Raw genomic sequence first — 18,930 nt, 5'->3', positions numbered from 1 at the left:
TGGAATATCCTCTATTTCAAGTCATTTATGTTTTGCGACGATACCAGAAGTTTGTCTCCCTTAGTGTCTATCATAGTTCCCGTCTATAATTCTCGGGATTATTTGCATAGGTGTCTGGATTCCCTGTCGAAGCAGACATACAAAAATCTGGAGATCATTTGTATCAATGATGGTTCGACTGATGATTCTCTTGATATCCTACGTGAACATGAAAAGAAAGATCCTCGTATTTATTTGATAGACAAAGAAAACCGAGGTTATGGGAATACCCTTAATATTGGTCTGGATGTAGCAAGGGGGACTTATATCGGGATTCTTGAATCAGATGATTTTGCCGAAGAACGGATGTATCAAGAATTGGTGGATCTTGCAGAGTTGCATGGTGTTGATGTAGTAAAATCAGATTATTATGACCACTGGGACAAACAGGGGAAAATACATCCCAAAGGTATCTTCAGGGGAATGGAGACCCTGACTGTTTCAGTTCTTACCCCTACCGTCCATCCGCGGTTATTCCTGATGCCTCCCTCTATTTGGTCAGCCATCTACAGAAAGGATTTTTTGGATACGCATGGTATTCGATTTTTAGAAACTCCCGGTGCTTCCTATCAGGATACAAGTTTTAACTTTAAGGTACTGGCTAAGGCGAGAAGTATTTGGTTGCAACCTGAATGTCTTGTTCATTATCGCCGAGACAATGAACAATCTTCCATTCTCAGCAAAGAAAAAATATTCAGCATCTGTGTGGAGAACGATGAAATACTGCGTTGTCTCGTCCCAGGTAGCGAATCAGCAACAACGATTTTAAGAGTTGCCAACAAAGTGTTCGTAAACAGTTATTTGTGGAATATGAACAGAATCCCTCTCAATGCTGTACCTGGTTTCTTGCAACGGATGAAGGAAGATGTCTTGAAGCGTTTGGATTCCGGGCAGTGGGAGCCGTCATTTTTGTCGACCTGGGAACGGATGTTTATTTTCCTGCTTACCAAGTCAGCCCGCTTTGCTTATTGGTTCCACCTCTTGAATCGAAGTAACATTATCAAGATATCCACAGGAACGTATACAAGAGTTAAAGTATTGGGAATAAGAGTATTAAAAAATAAATCCCATATGGACGAATGACGGCATTATCTCCAACAATTTCTATAATCGTACCGGTATTCAATGTCGAATGCTATTTAGAACAGTGTCTGGAGTCCATTACCGGTCAGACATACGAAAATTTGGAAATCATCATCATAGATGATGCTTCCACCGACCGTAGCCTGCGACTGGTGGAGGAGATCTCCAAGGGAGATTCTCGCTTTACGATCCTGCGTCAGTCTTCCAATTCCGGATATGGGGCAGCCGTTAATCGAGGGATAGATTTTGCGCATGGTGAATATATTTCTATCATTGAGCCGGATGACTTTATATCTACGGATATGATGGAGATACTTCTGGATAACATCATACAACACGATGCACAAATAGCCAAATGTTCGTTTGAGCAAATTGATACACAAAGAGGTAACAAGCACAGCAGGCAGGAATGGTTTGTTCCGGGCAAAGCTCCTGCACAGATTTTCAATATTACAGATTACCCAGAATTCCTCTTTTATCATCCTAGCATCTGGAGTTGCCTCTACAAAACGAGCTTCCTCAGGGGACACCACATTCGTTTCAAAGAATATCCCGGTGCTGCGTGGGTCGATAATCTATTTCAAGTTCAGGTACTTACTCAGGCTGAAAAAATAATTTTTGTTGATGTTCCCCTGTACTATTATCGTATTGGACATAACGAATCTTCCAGTTGCCTCAAAAATATCAATATTCCCTTTGATCGCTGTAAGGAAATTAATGAGTATATGAAAAATAGAGACCTGGATCATTCCGTTCTTATGGCCTTTCTTTATAAAAGAGAAATATCCTATATGAAGCTTGTTCTTTATTCCCCATGTGACTATGTTGAAAATGTTTCGTCGATGTACAATGTTCTTATCCGTACTGCCCGTTCTTTTCACGAGGACGTATTGAAGCAATTCAAGATATTTTCTTCCTCGGAACAAAAACTGGTACAGATTTTTTGTCAAGGAGACAAAAGAAAAATGAGAAGAATACACAAGAAATATCAATCCAGGAATAAACGACTTTTTAGAATAAAAATTTCGAAAAGAAAAATACTTGTCAAAATTTTCGGATTATCAATTTATGAATCATGAAGATAAGTTATGAATAGTATTCCAAAGGTTTCAATTATTGTTCCTGTGTATAATGTGGAAAAATATCTCTCTGAATGCCTGAATTCAATAGTCAATCAGACTTTGCAAGAAATAGAAATTATAATTATCAACGATGGATCGACTGATACAAGTCCTGATATTATTGATAAATATGTTCAACAGGATTCAAGGATAAGAGCTGTACATCAGGAAAATGGTGGGTATGGAAAAGCCATGAATCATGGCCTGGAGCTTGCAAAAGGTGAGTATATTGGAATTGTCGAGTCTGATGATTATGTAGAACTGGATATGTTCGAAATTTTGTATAAGAAAGCAAAAGAATATGATCTGGATATAGTGAGGTGCCATTATTATTTTTATAAATCAAAAGAGAGAAAAAATGATTTAATCGATTTGTCTTGGATCCCTCAGAATATAATGTTTGATCCACTGAAAAACCCTATCCCGTTTTACCAGGCTCCTGCAATTTGGTCAGCTATTTACAAGAGGGATATGATAGAATCAAATTCTATCAGATTTTTGGAAACTCCTGGAGCTTCCTATCAAGATACTTCGTTTGCATTTAAAACTTATGCTTGTTCCAGGAATTTTATACTTATGGATTATCCCGGACTTCATTATAGAATAGATAATGAATCATCATCTGTTAATTCCCCGAGCAAAGTATTCTGTGTCTGTGAAGAGTTTAATGAAATTGAACGATTTATTAAAACTAATCCATTTTTATATAATACCTTGCGAAAAGTTGTTCCTCGATTAAAATATGGTTGTTATGCCTGGAATCATTCCCGATTGTCGTATCCATACAAATATAAGTTTTTAAAAGTATGGTCCAAGGAATTGTGGCGTGATTTAATATCTTTGAATATTTCTAGAAAATATTTCACAAAAAATGAAAAAATAACTGTTTTAAAAATTGCATTATTTCCTTTCCTATTTAGAAAGACGAAAACTTTCATATAAATTATGAATCCTCTATTATCGGTTATTATCCCTATATATAATGTTGAAAAATATATTGAAAAATGTCTGGATAGTCTAATTTTTCAGACATATAGAAATATAGAAATTATTTGTGTCAATGACGGATCTACTGACAATAGTTTGTTCGTTTTGCAAAAAATGGCTCAATATGATAATAGAATATCAATAATAAATCAAAAAAATAAAGGTCAGGCAGTAGCTAGAAATTCCGGGCTTAAAAAAGCTCGTGGTAGATTTGTGACATTTGTTGATGGAGATGATTTTTTAGATTCTGAAACCTATGAAGTGTCACTTCAATATTTTAAGGAAAATATAGATGTCGTCTGTTTTGGTATTTCCGTGGAAGGTGATTTTCTTCTGGAAAAGAGAAGAGATGATGAAGAATATTATAAAATCAAATATTCTGGAGTTGTTGATATTAATTCTGATGTTATTTTGAATGTGGATGTATCTCCATGTAATAAAATTTTCAGGATGGATGTCATAAAAAAATATAATGTGTTTTTTCCAAATGGAATTAAATATGAAGATTTTTCTTTTTTCTGCAAATATTTTATTGTTTCGAGAAAAGCATTTTTTATAAAAAATAAATTTTACCATTATATCAGAAGAGAAGGTTCTACTATGTCAAATACATTTGACAAAAGTGGGAATCTGGCAATTGATCACTTATATTCTTTTCGAGATGCTTATGTGTTTGCAAGTAAAAAATCACTTCAGAACAATACTATGGAATTGTTTGAGAGATTATTTGCAATGTGTTTTTATTTTTCGTATTTTAATGTCGCAAAAAAGAGCAGGAATCTTGTTCTTTCAGAATCCAGGAATATGCTTCGTGAATTAGGATTTAATAAGAATGACTCCAGCTTAATTGGATGTTTGATTAATTCCAGATGGTCAAAGATAGAAGGGATAAAGTATTATACATTTTGGCAGAAAATATTTTCTATAAGAAATCATAATGAATGGAAGTTAATTCGAATATTGGGAATTAAATTTAAATTTATTAGATATAATTTTATACTTGAAATGAAAATAAATCAAGTTTTATTAATGCAGGATAAAATAATTGATAAGGTTAATAATCTTGAAAATACTGTACTGAATTGTAATGATGATTTATGAATATACCTTTTTTTACTAAAATTTTATCGATGTTTATTCCATCACGAAATTTACGACATAAATTCCGTGACTATGTAAGAAAAACTTCAAAAAGAGGAATACTTGATAGAGTTGATTTTTTATATGATAGGATCGAATCTCTCTATAATAGGGTTGAATATCTCTGCGAAAAAGTTGATAAAAACGATTTATTAATACAATATAAAAATAAATCGAATTCTGATAATATTTTCCATTATTTGGATATGGAGATAAATAATCTCATGAATAAAATAGATAATGATATAAATTATTTCGTATCAAAGATTAACAGGGATTGTTTTTTTAGTTCGTTTAATCACGTTTGCGGGGTAAATAATCATATTTATCTGGTTGAGAATGGGGTTGAGAAAGAGGTGTTTGATGGAGATTCAATTCCAGGATTGAATATTTATATTAATGGTAATAATAATTCTATTCGCATTAATATGCCAATAAATTTTTATCGTTCTTCAATTCAAATTGGAAATAAAGGAATTAAGATTGATGGAGTTGATATATTACTGGATTCTCCTAGCATATTTCATAATGTTTTTTTACAATGTATAACAGGTGGGAATCAAAAATTTTCAATAGGTCATTTGTCTCGAATATGGGGTGGAAAAATAATTTTGGATGAATCAGGGTCATGCCACATAGGGAAGGATTGTAATATTTCAAAAATTATTGGCATTTGGGGAGCGGATGGACATGCTATTATTGACAGGAAAACAGGTAAAATTTTGAATAAGACAACACATTCGGTTGAGATTGGAGATCATTCCTGGATTGGGCATGGGGTTCGCTTTACAAAAAATGCTTCAATTCCTCCCCATACGATTGTAGGTGGGGGTGCTGTTGTTACTAAAAGATTTACGGAAGAATATACAATTCTTGCCGGTAATCCTGCAAAGGTTATTCGCAGAAACGTTATTCGTGATCCATTGACAAGAAGCTCTTATCAGCTACAACGGGAATTTGGCGAAGACTATATTTTCAAGGATCTTATGGAGAATCAGAATTCTTCAGACGAATCATAAAATCCGAGTAGTTATGGAAAGTATGTTCTACTGTTTTCCCGGGGTAGGAACAACTTAGGACGATAATAGCTACCTCCGTCCAAAATGAGGAAAGGTCTTGTTTTATGGTTGATAGGACGATTCTTGTCTAATACTAAAGAAATGCAGATAGCCTGTGAGTACAGAGAGATGTATCTTGCCGTATTCCAGAGAATTGGGTGGGGAATGACGGAGATGAGGCACGGGGGGGAGGCTTTTGCTGATTGACGGGCGAGGTGTGGCATGTACTCTTTGATTCATTATTGTCACCGTGATGATGAACGAGCACTCTGACGACCCAGTTGTCCCCACAAACGATCATGCGGCCGTGCGCCGGATGGTCGAGGCCGTCGTGGCATCGATGGAAGCACGGACGGGGCTTTTGTGGCGGTGTTTGTTTGCTTTGGCTGTGGTGGCGGCAGTCTGGGGACTGGGCTGGAGCGCCTGGCGTATCGGTGCGGAAGGTGTCGGGGTGCTTGGGGTGACGAATGATGTGCCGTGGGGGCTGGATATCGTGCATTTTGTGTTTTGGATCGGCCTGGGGCATGCCGGGACGTTGATTTCCGCGGTGCTTTTGCTGACGGGGCAGCATTGGCGGAGTCCGATTGCACGGGGGGCGGAGTTGATGACTTTGTGCGCTGTGGTGTGCGCGGCGATTTTCCCGGTGGTGCATGTGGGGCGTATCTGGATGGCGTGGATGGTGTCTCCCTTGCCGGAGGTGTCGGGTGTGTGGCCGGATTTGTCGTCGCCTCTGGTGTGGGATGTGCTGGCGGTGAGTACGTATTTTTCCTTGTCGGTTTTGTATTGGGGGATGGGGCTGGTGCCCGATTGTGCGGTCTTGAGGGATCGTTGTTCGTCGCCATGGAGGCGGAGGCTCTACGGTGTGCTGTCGCTGGGGTGGAACGGTTCCGGGAGGCAATGGGCTGTTTATGAACGGTGCAGTGTGCTGCTGGCCGTGGTGTTGACTCCTCTCGTGGTGTCGGTGCATTCGGTGGTGAGTTTTGATTTTGCGGTGACGCAGGTGCATGGATGGCATGAGACGATGTTTCCTCCGTATTTTGTGGCGGGTGCGATTTTGAGCGGTATGGCGATGGTTCAGTTGATTTTGCTGACGGTGCGCAAGTTGTCTCCGGCAGCTGTGGGGGGGTATATTACGCCGCGTGTGGTGGGGATGACGTCGCGGTTTGTGCTGGGATTGAGCCTGGTGATGGCTGTGATGTATTTCTGGGAGGCAGGGACGGCTTTGTTGTCGGGAGGGAATGCGTGGGGGATGATGGCGGCGAGGTGCGGCGATCCTGTGTTCTGGATGATGGCGGCGTGCAATGTGGTGGTTCCGCAGTTGTTCTGGGTGAAGCGCTGGCGGCGTTCTCCGTGGGTGGTTGTTCCGGTGGCATGCTGTGTGCTGGTCGGGATGTGGTCGGAGCGTTGGCTGATTGTCGTTCGTTCTCTGGAACATGGTCTTTGGAAGGCGATGGATTCACAGTATGTGCCGACTTCGGTCGATGTGGCGATGGCGGTGGGTGCGCTGGGGCTTTTTGTGGCGATGTATATGGGGATGATGAAGGTGGCTCCGTTTTTTTCCCTGTGTGAAATGAGGTCGCATTTGCAGTCTGGTGTGAAGGAGCCTGTCGGTGGGGGCGATGTCGGTGCAGAGAGGGCGATGGTGAAAAATCCGGGGGAAGTACCTGAGGAATCAGGGGGCGGGACTTTCTTTGCTTTTGGAGATGAAGATGGCTTGCTCCGGGCGGTGAAGTCTGTGACTGCCGCGAATGGGATGCATGTAGTCGCCGTGTCGGCTCCGTATCCTTGTGAGGCGGTGCGTCTGGATGAGGCGTGGCATGGCGGGGTAACGCGTGGACGCAGGTTGTCGGTTTGGGGTGTGTGCGGCGGGGGGATCGGTGTGGCTGTCGTGGTCGGGTGGTTGTATGTGACGCAGGTACTGGCGGATCCTCTGGTGGTTCAAGGGCGTGTCCAGGGATGGGGGATGTGGCCGGGGTATGTACCTGGGATTTTTGAGGGGATGTTGCTGGGTGCCGGCCTTGCTCTTGTTTTCGGTTTTTTGGTGGAGGGTGGTTTTCTGAGTCGGAGGCGGGGGATGTTCGGGGAGGTGGAGGAAGGTGTTATCCGTACTGAAGAAGGATGTGATTTTGTGATGCAGGTGCCGGGTTGTTCCCGGAGCCTGGTGACTGCTTTGCTGGAAGCGGAGGGAATGTCCTATACGGTGTTGTGCCGTGATGCCGGTGAAGAGAGCGCGGGGGGAGACCGTGTAGATGGAAGGGAGGCTGAGGGACGATGAGGAGGGACTGGATTGTTGCGGCTGTGGCTTTGGCCCTTGTTGCGGGATGGGTGGTGTTCCGGGATGATTCCGGACACGGATCTGCGGATTATTTGTTTGATAACCATGTGACACAGGAGCGACTTGATTCCCAACGCCGGGTTGAGGAGCAGGGACGGACGGTGATGACAGTACCTCCTCATGTGCAGCCGGTCGGTATTCCTGCTCCGGGGATGACGGGGGAGCTTGTGTTCCCGAGATCCGGCGGAGGGTATTTGGAAACGGGGAAGCGGGCCGGAAGTTTTGGGGATACGGTTCCTGTCGAGTTAACGTCTGTGATGCCGGTTCGCGAGTTGACGCAGCGTGGGAAGATTATTTATGACCGGCATTGTGCCTGTTGCCACGGGGAGGATGGTCAGGGGAAGGGACCGGTGGCTTTGTATCAGGGGTATCCGGCGATTTTGCCTTTTGATGACCGAAAGTTTGAGCGTTATCCTCTTGGCAAGATTTTTGCAAGTGCGGCGTTCGGGCAGGGGAACATGCCTGCGTTCGGGACAGCGCTGACGGTGGATGAAATGTGGCAGGCGGCTCTATGGGTAAGGTATTTGTACGGCGCTTCCTCTTCCGTATTTCCCGGCGGGGGGGACGGACGGAGCACAAAGGCGGATGGGATTGTGCAAGATGAGGAAGGAGGACTTTCACGATGAGTGAGTTGGAGAAGAAGTCAGAATCCGGAAGGGTACGATTCCGCGGAATTCCCCGTTCCCTGGTTTTGTGCGTTTTTGTCGGGGTTGCTGTTTTGTTATGCTCGCTGTTTCGCCAGTGTTATGTGGCGATGCCGTGGGATGATGTCTCGTTGGCTGGGATTCGTCTGGCATGGTTGAGAAAACCGTTGGGGGCGGCGTTCATGTCGGTCGGGATGTGGGGGGCATGCTTGTCGGCGGGAGCCTTGTTCTGGTTTGCCGTGGCACAGGTGGCAGGAGCCCGTTGGAGTGTGCCTGTAAGGGATGTTTGGACTCGGCTGGGGCTGGCCGGGTCGGGGGCGTGGCTTGGAATGCTGTGCGTGGTGTTTTGTTTGCTGCCGGTACTTTTCCCATGGGCAGGTACGGCTCGCGATGTGTTGAAGGAAGCGTGGCTGTCAGGGGATTCCCCTTGGCGTAGAATGGCCTTGGAGGCGGCAGGAGAGGGGCGGTTGGCGGAGTTGTCCTGGTGGTTGAATGTGCCATTTTTCATGGGACGCCAGCTGGCGTACTTTGCATTGTTGACGGGGCTTGCTTTTGTGTGGCGGCGGGCTGGAACCGGTTCGATTGCTTTGGGAGCCGAGAGGAGGTTGAGGACGGGGGCTGCAATTGCTTTGCCGTTTTTGGTTGTAGTGATTGGATTGATGGGGGTGGATTGGGTTCTGATGTTGCCCTCCGGCTGGATTTCTTCCATGGGGCCGCTGTATATGGTGGCTTATGCAGGCGTAGCCGGGTTGGCTGCATCCATGCTTTTTGTGGGGAAGGGAGCATGGTCCCGTACGGGGATGAATGCCGGGGGAATAAGCCGAAGTCCCGGCAATGCGATGGCGTCCCTGTTGTTGGCGGCTTTGTTGTTCAAGGCGTATTTTGCCTATTCCCAGTATATGTTGGTCTGGTATGCACAGCTTCCGGCGGAGCAGGGGTGGATGGCCCCGAGGTTGGCTGATGGATGGAGTGTATGTGGTGTGTGGGCAATGGCGGGAGGGATATTGGTACCGGCTGTCTGTTTGATGTTGCCTGGCGTTCGCCGAAGTGCTCCGGGTTGTCGGGCGTTGTCGGTTCTTATTGTTGCATTTTCGTTATTGGAGGCGTGTTGGCTGGTAGCTCCGGCAGAGGGGATTTCTTCCTCGGACGGGATGTTTGCCAGTCTGGCCGGGGTGGCAACCGTGATGATTGCCGGATTGATGGTGCTGGGGGCGCTGGCCCGGAGCCGGAGTGAAGAGAAGGGGGGGCGCAATGAATGATCGTTCTTGTGTGATGCATGACAATGGGAAGGATTCTTCAGGACGCATGTGGTGGCTATGCTGCCTGGCCTGGCTTGCCGTGGCATGTTTGCTGGGGATGGCACAGTCAGCCACCGTGGTAGATGTGTTGGCAGGACTGGCCGGCGGTGATATTGCCAATATCGGGTTGCTTGTTTTGGCGAGGGAAGGGGTGATGTTGTATGGTTTTGGCTGGTCGTGCCTGATGGGGATGTCCCGGGCCGTGGCCGGGAGTGGGGTGGGCGGGCCGATGTCCGGAGGGGAACGGTTGTTGACTGTTTTGTGGTCTTTTTGTGTCGCCCTGGGGACACTGAGCGTTCTTGTCGGATCCGGCAGCGGCGTTCCCGTAATGCCGTTTGCTCCGTGGGTGATGCCCGCGTTGCTCGTGATTGGGGTATTGCAGGTTGTTCTGCTTGTCCGGAAGGGAGAACGCGGAACAGGCATGGTGCCTTGTGTGGTTGCCTTGGGGCTGGTATGGGGGTGCATGGCGGCGGGATACTGGAGTTTGTCGGACGGTGTGACGGGGGCGGACGGTCAATTCGTTGTTTTCGGGTGGTTGAAGCAGGCGTGGTGTATTGGAGCTGCGATGTGCGGCAGTGCCTTGTTTTTGAAGTGGTCCGGTGTGCAAGGCTGGCACGTGTGGGTGCCGATGCTCCTGTTGGCGGCGTATGCCGGGGATTCCGGATCATGGTATATGCCTGTTGCGCATGGTGTATGGAGTTCCCCCGGTTCATCTGTGTGGCTGGGGGGAGGTGCTTTGCTGGTGGTGATTCTGACTGCCCTGATGAGGGGCAGGGGAGGGGCTCGGCGCCTGTCGGGTTTCTGGCTGGCGAGTTTGTGCCTGTGGGGGGCTGCCCTGATTGTAGTGCCTGACGGAGCCGGAGTGTTCCAACTTTCGCCGATGAATTGGTATGTTGTGGATGCGACGCTTGTGTTGGCTGTAGCTGTTCCCTTGATGACGGGGTGTTCCGCAAAGTGGACCCGCTGGTGTCTGGGGATTGGTGTTGTCGTGTTTTTGCTGGTGTTTGTGTTTTCGGCCACGGCTTTACTACCGGGCGAGTACGCGAGAGGGGACAAGCAGACGACGCTGCTGGATCTGGGGCTTGTGATCGTTTCGTCCGGCTATGCCGTTGCCTGGCTTTTGTGGATGGCTTTTGCCATGGGAGAAGTCCGACTTGCATACCGGGGGAAAACTTCCGGTGGGATGGAGCCGGCAGCTGGTGACCGGGGAAGGAGGGATTGCTCCGAAAGGAATGGGGGAGGAAGATGGCTGCCCGGATGGGTTCTGCCGGTTGTGTTGGCGGCAGGGTGTGTCGTGCCTGTGATGTCCTTTGTCGGGAAGCTTTCCCCGGTTACTGGGGGTGGCGGTTTGGTTTCCAAACGCCCGGGTGCTGATCGACAGGGCGCTGCTCTTTATGCTTCATCCGGATGTGGCGTTTGCCATACTCAAATTGTCCGGCGTCTTCCCGACGGGAAAGATCTTCAGGAATCCGTGTACCAGAATGGGAATGGGGACGGTGTTGCCCGTGTCAGCGAACCGGAGGACTGGTCTCGTCCGGCCGGGGAAGGGCTTCCTCACTTGGGCTGGGTACGCCTGGGACCGGACTTGTTCCAGTTGGGGGCTTGGGCGGAACAACGCGTCCGCTTTACCAATCAGGATGGTCAGGGAGAACCTGTCGCCCGTCCCGAGGAATGGTTGATGCTACACCTGTATAACCCGCGCGACCGTCGTTTTGGACGTACCGGTTCGTTGTGTCCTTCGCTGGCCGAATGGTTCGATGTGGTGGAGGAACAAGCCGGACAATCGCATGCGGATTCTCTGCCTATTCAGAGTCCTCCCGGAACGATCGTTGTACCCGGAGAGAAAATCCGTCATCTTGTTGCCTACCTGCGTACTTTGAAACGCGGGAACGTGACGCGGGCGGAGATGTTGCAAGGCATTGCCCAGGTTGTGCCTGATGCTGAACTTCATGCCCGTCCCTTTGTCGAGGCCTCCTACGCACGCAATCTTCCTGCAATTGATACCAGCCGGAAGGAACAAGCCCTCGATGTCCTCGTGATGCAAAAAGGTAAACAGCTTTACTCGACGAAGTGTACTCTTTGCCATGGTGCCGATGGACGAGGCGACGGTGTTAATTACCCGCCGCTTGAACAATCCGAATGGATCGCGAAAGAACCGTCGATCATGGCGCGCATCGTTCGCAATGGCGTTACGGGAAAAATCCCGGTGGCCGGAAAAACGTGGGATACTACCATGCTGCCCCCCGGAATCTCCTCCCCGGAAGAAGCTGCTGCCGTGATGACCTATGTGCGCCGTCGTTTCGGGACATCTGAATCCCCCCGAATTTCAGTTGACCAGGTTCGGGACTGGTGGCGGCAGTATGGTGATGAACCTTACCGGGTTTCGGAACCGTAAGCTTTTCTTTTCTACCTGTTCCCGGCCGGAGGTGGCTTGGAACTTAATTCTTTGTCGGTTGAGGGGAAAATACGCCCATGAAGAGCATGAGCGGTTCCGTCGTATCATGGATGACCCACATGAAGGGACGGTTAAAGATATAGGTTTGCGTTCCGCCTCCGAATGGATCCGTCGATTCATCTATGGCGCGAGCCCTTACTCCCTCTTCACTGACACGGATGATACAGCTCTGTTTCCAGATGCCTCTTTCTTCGGGCAATGTGGTGAAACATCCCTCCAAGGCCGGAAAGCTTGACACTGGACTGATCATATCCATCGCTTTCGATTTGTTACCGAAACGGGGTAAGTACAGGACAATGTAAGCTTGTATATTCTGATCTGACTTTGGAGTTGCCAGGATCTTCTTCAGCTGTTCCTGAGTGAGCCGGGCAATGAAATCTTGGAGTGACTGACGGGTCGTCGGCATAATGCAAGTCATGGCAATCTGATGACCATCCGGATTGGGTTTGCAGGGAATGGATACAAAGGAATATCCTTCTTCCTTCCCATGGGCACAGGGAAGTAAATCGTGTTTCATCATGGGGACGATTAGGGAATGTCCGGGTGCAATATAGAATTTTGAATTTTTAGTTTTATTGCGATAGAAGGGGAATTCCCACGTCAGGCGAACATCAAGGATGCTTGTGAGGATGAAACGCAATTGAGGATGTATTTGTTCCGGGGTGAACGATGAAGTAAAACCGCCTTCCGATTTATACTGAACCCATTGATTTATTTCCTCAACGAGCTTGTCTCCATGCGTGAAATCCTTTCGGACGGCAAGTTTCGTATAGGGATAGCCTTTCGGCATTTTGAACTTGTTGTTGATGAAGAGGAAAAAATTCGTTGTAGCTGTATGAGACCGTGAATTTTGCCGGGGAAGGCATTGGGTAAGGGTATCGTAATTTTTACCGCTTCCCAGTATCGTTTCAATTTGTTGTCGGGAGGACTCCGGAGACAATCCCTTGATGAGTTCCAGAGAGGAGACCATATTCAAAGGTGAGAACGTGAACGATTTGTAGGATTCTTTCTGCTGTTGTGAGAAATACTTGAAGACATGGAACCCAAGTTGGTTGACTGCCGGTAGAGAGGGGGCTTCCTCTCCGTGGAGCAAGGGAAGGGCAAGGAGACTCAGGCAAAGCGTCGTATGGAGGATGAAGCGAGGAATCGTATTCATTCAGTACCATCTATGAATACAGTTCATGACATGAACAAGCAGAAAATAAAATTCACGGGTCCTGGGGTAGTGCTCCAGACTTAGGACTCCGTTGGTGCGGTCTGGAGTTTTTCCAGAGCATGATCCCTTTCCTGACGATGGAGCCGATTGAGAGGGGAGAGAGAATCAGGTTCCGAAAGATTGTTTTGATTCTCTTCCTGATCGTAGGGATTGGGAATCAAGCGGCTGGGATCTTCTTCCGTTCCCATGAAAATGATATTGCCGGTGTTCGGGTCATAAATGCACCAGAAAAACGAACGGTCGATACGGATAGCAGGAATGACTGTGGAGGATGCTTCTTCCGGGGATGATGTTCCGGAGAGGGGCTCTGGAGGATTTTGAGCATCATTTACCGCTGTTACCGTCACCATGCATTGCTGATAGAAATCTCCCAGGAAAAGCGGGGTTGCCGGAGGCGTTGCAACCAACCCCGAAAAATCGGCTTGAGACGGAGAAAACAAAACCCCCAGTCCCGCGAACTCCAGAAACGGTTTCAACGAAGGGGAATAGGCCGTGACGGTTTTGAATGCGGGTATTGTGGCTCGGACTTTGCAGGGAGGGGAGGAGGGAAGAATGCCCTGGAGTTTCTCCGGTGTCAGGTCGCGCAGGAAATTCCGCAATGTCGATGATTCGGAGGGCATGATCATTACCATCAAGAGCGGAGTTGAAGATGGCGTTTTGCCGTCCGTTGTTCGAGGGGCATAGGGAAGGGCCAGCATTGTGTAATCCGGGGTTGTTGCATAGGTTGCCCGGACTTCATGAGTCATCATGCTTGTCTCGACATTTTGCGAACCGACCCGGAAGTTGCCTTTCGTGACGGAACTTGCCGGAAAAGGAGTTTCCCAAATGCCCGAGAATGTAAAAGCTCCAACGGCAACCATGGGAGTTTGTTCACCAACGGAGCCATCCGTTAGAGTAAGCTGGAACGCACCATTCGTTTGCTGGGCAACCCATTGATTGATAGATTGGGTGGATTGTTCCGGATTTTGTGCAAGGTCAAGCCGGGTAACCATCGCCTGGGATGGGTAAAAGTCATCAATTGCAAACTTGTTGGAAAGAAACACCCGTTCCGCCTGCCGAAAGGCAATCCGGTTGTGTTGCCGGATATTTTGCCATACCTGAAAAGCTTGTACTCCATCCGTAGATTGACCAAGCACATGATCCAGGGCATCTTTCGTATCACCGCGGGAACCCGGCTGGAGAATTGCCAGAGTGGATGCTATTCCAGCCGGTGACAGCACGATATTGCCATCCGGCGACACCTTCTGATCGAACATGCGCTTGAGAACCAGAAGACCTAGGGCATTGCTCCGGGTTGTATCCTTCTCTATCAGGGCTTGCTCCGGACTAGCACTGTTACCCGGCAGCATGGTGAGAGTTAGCACTGTTCCCATCGAAAGCGCCAATAAACGGGACTTCTTCATATGCCTGTGAGACAATCCGGAAACCAGCCATGTTCACTTCTGTATGCAAAAGGGGGGAGCTGAATGACGGCTTGATACGAGCTTCTCTTATTATATATTCACAAAAATTGGTCTCCTGATTTAATTGTGTGAATAAGTCTGTCTGTTTCTCCTTGCCAAGGAAACGTAATTTCCCATGATATCAGGAGATGATGGGAGTTTTAAAAACGATGTGTTACTGTTGCCTGGGTATATTGGGGTTGGCTTCTTCGGGGGCTAGTGGAGGAGACGGAGGCAATTCATTTTGCTTCGGTTTGGTGGCCGATATCCAGTATGGGGATTGTGATGCCAACCGGGCTCGGTTTTACCGTAATTCTTTATCGAAGCTGGAGGAATGTATTACTGCCTTTAATGAGGCGGAGGTTGCTTTTACGGTGAACTTGGGGGACTCTGTGGACCGGAGCCAGAATGATTTGGCTCCTGTTTTGGAACGGTTTGCCAAGCTTCGGGCACCTTTGTATCATATAACGGGCAATCATGATTACAAGGGACTGAAGAATAATGAAACTTTATACCGTCTGTTGGGCATGCCCGGCGAATATTATTCGGTTTTACGGAATGGGTGGCGTCTGATTATGTTGAATACGAATGAGATAGCTTCTTATTCCAATTGCGGTGGTACATGGAAGGAAGCTGAGCTGGAGCAGATGGAGAAGATCATTGCCTTGGAGAAGAGGAATAATGGGCAGACATATAATGGAGGGGTCAGTTCCAAACAATTGCAGTGGCTTGACACCCAATTGCGTGAAGCTCGGGACAAAGGAGAACAAGTCCTTGTGTTTTCCCATCATCCCCTCTATCCCCCCATTGGGTTGACGGCATTGAACGACAAGGAGATCCTGAACATCCTTTCCTCTTATCCATGCGTCAAAGCCGTGATCAGCGGCCATCACCATGCTGGGGCTTATGGCGAGTACAGGGGGATTTCCTGTATAACACTGGAAGGGATGATCGAAACAGAAAAGACTACTGCCTATGCCGTGGTGAAAGTTACGCCCGAAGCCATTTCCATCAAGGGCCAGGGAAGGGCCAAGTTCCGTGTAATCCCCCTGTCATCCCTGGGCAAGAAGGATTAATCCTCCTTGCTGCATTCCTGATACCTTCTTCTCTTATTGGCATCCGGTGGGCGCAATTGCAGCACATTTGGCGTAGAGTGCGTCTAGGGATTTCCGGCTGTAATAGGAATTCAATACATTATGAAGCCTGGACGTGGTTCGTGAACGGTGTTGACTCATTAGTTCCAGGAAGGGGATGTAGCCGACATCAAGGAGGCGACGGGAAAAGACGGAAATATTTTCCCATTCTTCCCGGGTGAATGAGTCGAGGCTATTGAGTCCGAATCGCAGCCAGAGGTACATTGCCGTGAGATCGCCTTGCTGGGCGCTTTTGTAGGCAAAGCGGGATGCTTCGCAATAGTCCTTCCATCCAGCGCAGTCGTTAGGTGTGAAGATCCCCCATTTGACGAGATAGCTCTTCACAATATCTTGATGTTTCAACGAGCATTTGGATACCAGGGGAATCCGTGAGACCAGGCTATCCAGCCTCTTCCTGGTTTCCTTCTCATTGATGTGGGCATATAAACTTTTCTGTTGAAATTGGGCGAATAAAATCCTGGCAAGTTTACCTGGAGCTCGGGAATCGCCTTGTTTTTCCTGCTGGAGGAGTATTTGGCAGAGTTGTTCTTTTTCAGGGGCATGGATATTGCCGGGTGTCAGGTATTCCAACATGATATAGCTTAAAATGTCTCCTTGAAACAGTTGCTGACGGAAGTCTTCATAACCTGCGACGGAATCAAGAGATGGATAGAGTATTTCAGAAAGTAAATTTTTCCCCGGAGGCTTGTGGGCAGGAGCGAGTTGCCGATTTTTTTCAAACATTATCTTGTTTATTTCCTGAATATAGCGAAGTAAAAAAACAGAGGCTGCATGATTCGTTCGGGCGGCAAGTGCAAGATAATAAATGACAAGGGACTGTTCTTCCCTGGACATTTGAATAAAGTGTTTTTCACGGTTTGAATCTACCTCGGACTCCTGACGGAGAAGATAATAATAACAGGCCTCCCAGTTTCCTTCGTCGGCTAGTTTTTTGAGAGTAGGGAGGGGAAGACCTTCTGTCGGAACTCCTCCTCCCTGGGAGGAAGGAGGATGAACTGCAAAATCACAATCGGGTGCTAACCGGTCACGCAAATTGGTCTGTTGTTGTTTGAGTACATGATCATGGTCGATTTTATTCCTGATGTATTCATTGATGTGATCACTAGTTTGACCTGAGAATATCTGAAACAAATTGGCGTTTGTTTGCAAAGTAAACGGTCCCTGTTGATCGGGATTCAATCCGGGTTGGCAAATAGCAGGAAAAATCTTTAATCGTTCATTCCAAAGTTCGCGTTGTTCCTCGGAATACCCGGAGCCGTATTCCGGGCAGAAGAACCAGAATCCGAGAGTCGTCAGGAGGGTACCAGTGATGATGATAGGGATTTTTTTCATGGTGGACTGGTCAGGAAAAAGGAGATCTGACGGAATCATGGAATGGAGATGGTGGAAAAATTGAAGATAATCTGGAAAATGAAGGCCGTTTTATCATCATTCAGCACATGCCATCTGGATTGTCAATCTGTTCTTGATTGGAACAGTTGTTTTTTTGTTCGATTATTGCGAATTTTTACGGGAGAACGCATTTAATTTGTTGCGAGAGTTTTTCCAGATAAGAAGTCATGTTTCTTCTTCCAAGACGGCTCGTGATATTGTCGAGAAGCAGTTCGGGAGTGTTCTTATACTGGTTTTGTTGTTCCGGAGGGATGGCTGGAATTAGACCGGGAATGGATTCCGGGTTGCGTTCAAAGTCCATGAATGCGCCCATGGCACGAGGCTGAAGAGTAAACGTGATGCTTTGATGGGAGGGCCTTTGCTCGAAGTAACTCGAATAAAATTGAGGCATCCCGGTATGGAAGGCGTTGATAAAACTCAGAATGTCGATGTGGTAGTTTTCGGAGGGATTGAGACGGACGAATAGCTCGTATCCGGAAATGTCCATATTCCGAACGGTATTGGCAAAAGCGGTTGCCTGGTTGCTGTCCGGGAAAAGACGTAATGTCAGGAGCTCTTCGTTTATCCCATGGAAAACATGGGGGATAACGTACCTGTGGAAATACTCCTCCGTGATACCGCTGACGGCAACGAAGATATGGAAGGATCTGTAGGACTGATGCATGAACGATTCGATTTGCCGATACAGATTTTCGATCTGTTCTTTCCTTGTAATAGCAAGGCACAGTGCTATTTTACGTTCCCGGCAAGCGTAGGAAACTGTCTTGTCGTATAGGAAAGTACGTGGCTTTTGGTAAAAGTGATTATGTCCGGCTATTCTCATGATGAGTTCCTTCCGGTAGCAGGCTGCCTCCAGGGCATTGTCGGTAGGGAGGCGGTAGTTCAGGAAAATGTCGGCTATCTTCCGGCGTTTAGCACTGGGAATAACGAGGGCATGGGTTCCCCAGACACTGGTGTTAAGTTTACTGCGAGTTCCTGGCGGTAACGGTGTGAACTGGTAGGCCTCCGGTTTACTCGGTTCTGCCGGACATGTCACCTGCTTGTCGTGGAACAATCGGAAAATATCCGTTTCCGGGTAGCATGACATATGCCAGGCGAGACTGTTATAGAGCTTTTCCGCTTCAGTGACGGGTGTAGCATCGCTCTCGCCGAAGATGATAAAATCGTCGTCTGCGAATCTCGGATCCAGAATCATGCGGACGAACGAGCTACGGAGGGAACGTGCATACGGGGTATCCAAATCGTACTTCCAGGGGAAGATGGAGGATAGTTCGGTATCTACGGTATCCCGGAGGCAGGAGATGTCCTGAGTCGTAGGGTAGGTTTCAACATCGTATCCGAGACGGTTGAGTTCCTGACTGCCTTCGACTATTTCTCCGCGTGTTATCAGAAAGACACAGTGTAACTTGGTGTTTTTATTCATTGTCATTGAGTATGTTATGTTTTCTCCTCTCAGGTCAATGGGGTTGAAACGACACCATCGGAATATTATTGATAACAAAGGTATGGAAGGGAAACATGTGTGCGCTTTTAGGGACAGGACAGTATTGACTGAGGTAGCGGCTC

At 47.4% G+C, this 18,930-nt stretch carries 15 protein-coding genes; 10 read left to right on the top strand and 5 right to left on the bottom strand.

Annotated features, from left to right (window positions below):
* Positions 1–27: 27 nt before the first annotated feature.
* The 7 genes from QET40_RS04330 (at position 28) to QET40_RS04300 (ending at position 8,389) form a co-directional block, all read left to right on the top strand.
* Positions 28–1,122, top strand: a complete 1,095-nt coding sequence (locus tag QET40_RS04330) for a glycosyltransferase (RefSeq protein WP_280125945.1) — start codon at positions 28–30, stop codon at positions 1,120–1,122.
* Positions 1,119–2,201 (top strand): glycosyltransferase, encoded by a 1,083-nt coding sequence (locus QET40_RS04325; protein ID WP_280125944.1) that lies wholly within the window; start codon positions 1,119–1,121, stop codon positions 2,199–2,201. The genes QET40_RS04330 and QET40_RS04325 overlap by 4 nt, the downstream gene beginning before the upstream one ends.
* A 9-nt stretch (positions 2,202–2,210) precedes the next feature.
* Positions 2,211–3,185: a glycosyltransferase gene (locus QET40_RS04320; protein WP_280125943.1), complete on the top strand. Its 975-nt coding sequence runs from the start codon at positions 2,211–2,213 to the stop codon at positions 3,183–3,185.
* Between the two features lie 3 nt (positions 3,186–3,188).
* Positions 3,189–4,331 carry a glycosyltransferase gene (locus QET40_RS04315; RefSeq protein WP_280125942.1) on the top strand — a complete coding sequence of 381 codons (1,143 nt, stop codon included), beginning with the start codon at positions 3,189–3,191 and terminating at the stop codon, positions 4,329–4,331.
* A complete protein-coding gene (locus QET40_RS04310; protein WP_280125941.1) occupies positions 4,328–5,389 on the top strand; it encodes a hypothetical protein in 1,062 nt (353 codons plus the stop codon). Before QET40_RS04315 ends, QET40_RS04310 begins: the two co-directional genes overlap by 4 nt.
* A gap of 292 nt (positions 5,390–5,681) precedes the next feature.
* Positions 5,682–7,703: an NrfD/PsrC family molybdoenzyme membrane anchor subunit gene (nrfD, locus tag QET40_RS04305; protein ID WP_280125940.1), complete on the top strand. Its 2,022-nt coding sequence runs from the start codon at positions 5,682–5,684 to the stop codon at positions 7,701–7,703.
* Positions 7,704–7,726: 23 nt separating this feature from the next.
* Complete coding sequence (locus QET40_RS04300) at positions 7,727–8,389, top strand: cytochrome c (protein WP_280125939.1); 663 nt, start codon at positions 7,727–7,729, stop codon at positions 8,387–8,389.
* Positions 8,390–8,507: 118 nt separating this feature from the next.
* Here QET40_RS04300 and QET40_RS04295 read toward each other — a convergent pair whose 3' ends face one another.
* The gene (locus QET40_RS04295) at positions 8,508–9,116 is read right to left on the bottom strand and encodes a hypothetical protein (RefSeq protein ID WP_280125938.1); all 609 of its coding nucleotides are present in this window, start codon (positions 9,114–9,116) and stop codon (positions 8,508–8,510) included.
* On the opposite strand from QET40_RS04295, the gene QET40_RS04290 reads away from it, so the two are divergent.
* Positions 9,115–9,666 carry a hypothetical protein gene (locus tag QET40_RS04290; RefSeq protein ID WP_280125937.1) on the top strand — a complete coding sequence of 184 codons (552 nt, stop codon included), beginning with the start codon at positions 9,115–9,117 and terminating at the stop codon, positions 9,664–9,666. The two genes, QET40_RS04295 and QET40_RS04290, sit on opposite strands and share 2 nt — an antisense overlap.
* Positions 9,659–12,100, top strand: coding sequence for a c-type cytochrome (locus QET40_RS04285; protein ID WP_280125936.1), 2,442 nt, complete (start codon positions 9,659–9,661; stop codon positions 12,098–12,100). Before QET40_RS04290 ends, QET40_RS04285 begins: the two co-directional genes overlap by 8 nt.
* Positions 12,101–12,143: 43 nt before the next feature.
* On the opposite strand, the gene QET40_RS04280 is transcribed toward QET40_RS04285, so the two are convergent.
* Positions 12,144–13,316 (bottom strand): serpin family protein, encoded by a 1,173-nt coding sequence (locus QET40_RS04280; protein WP_280125935.1) that lies wholly within the window; start codon positions 13,314–13,316, stop codon positions 12,144–12,146.
* An 80-nt stretch (positions 13,317–13,396) separates the two neighbouring features.
* Positions 13,397–14,779, bottom strand: coding sequence for a serpin family protein (locus QET40_RS04275; protein WP_280125934.1), 1,383 nt, complete (start codon positions 14,777–14,779; stop codon positions 13,397–13,399).
* 209 nt (positions 14,780–14,988) lie between these two features.
* Between QET40_RS04275 and QET40_RS04270 the strand changes: the two genes are divergently transcribed.
* The gene (locus QET40_RS04270) at positions 14,989–15,894 is read left to right on the top strand and encodes a metallophosphoesterase (protein WP_280125933.1); all 906 of its coding nucleotides are present in this window, start codon (positions 14,989–14,991) and stop codon (positions 15,892–15,894) included.
* 33 nt (positions 15,895–15,927) lie between these two features.
* Here the strand turns inward: QET40_RS04270 and QET40_RS04265 are convergent, their stop codons facing one another.
* Together QET40_RS04265 and QET40_RS04260 are read right to left on the bottom strand one after the other, a co-directional pair.
* The gene (locus QET40_RS04265; protein WP_280125932.1) at positions 15,928–17,304 is read right to left on the bottom strand and encodes a hypothetical protein; all 1,377 of its coding nucleotides are present in this window, start codon (positions 17,302–17,304) and stop codon (positions 15,928–15,930) included.
* Between the two features lie 175 nt (positions 17,305–17,479).
* Positions 17,480–18,787 carry a hypothetical protein gene (locus tag QET40_RS04260; RefSeq protein WP_280125931.1) on the bottom strand — a complete coding sequence of 436 codons (1,308 nt, stop codon included), beginning with the start codon at positions 18,785–18,787 and terminating at the stop codon, positions 17,480–17,482.
* Positions 18,788–18,930: the final 143 nt, after the last annotated feature.

This window comes from Akkermansia sp. N21169, assembly GCF_029854675.1.
Taxonomy (GTDB): Bacteria; Verrucomicrobiota; Verrucomicrobiia; order Verrucomicrobiales; family Akkermansiaceae; genus Akkermansia.
The sequence above is the reverse complement of the archived record's forward strand: the minus strand, read 5'-3'. Positions and strand labels throughout refer to the sequence as shown.